The organism is Streptomyces sp. NRRL WC-3618, from assembly GCF_001280005.1.
In the GTDB taxonomy this organism is placed as follows: domain Bacteria; phylum Actinomycetota; class Actinomycetes; order Streptomycetales; family Streptomycetaceae; genus Streptomyces.
Window position 1 is genome coordinate 1 of sequence record NZ_LGDW01000411.1, and the last position, 232, is coordinate 232.

The 232-nt window shown below is 69.8% G+C and carries 1 protein-coding gene; it reads left to right on the forward strand.

Annotation, left to right across the window (positions count from 1 at the left end):
* The coding region (locus ADL01_RS27750; RefSeq protein WP_159049657.1) for an acyltransferase domain-containing protein at positions 1 to 232 on the forward strand (232 nt) is incomplete at both ends.

A 232-nucleotide genomic window follows, 5' to 3' on the forward strand; every position in this document is an offset into this window, starting at 1 on the left:
TGGCGGGTATTGGTATCGCAATCTGCGTCAGACGGTCCTGTTCGAGCAGGCCACGCGCGGTCTGCTCGCTGAGGGGCACGGGCTGTTCCTGGAGATGAGTCCGCATCCGGTCCTGACCGTGCCGGTGCAGGCGACGATCGACGCCACGGACAGCCCGGCTGTCACGCTCGGTTCCCTCCGGCGTGACGAGGGCGGTGCCGACCGCCTGGCCGCCTCGCTCGCCGAAGCCCAC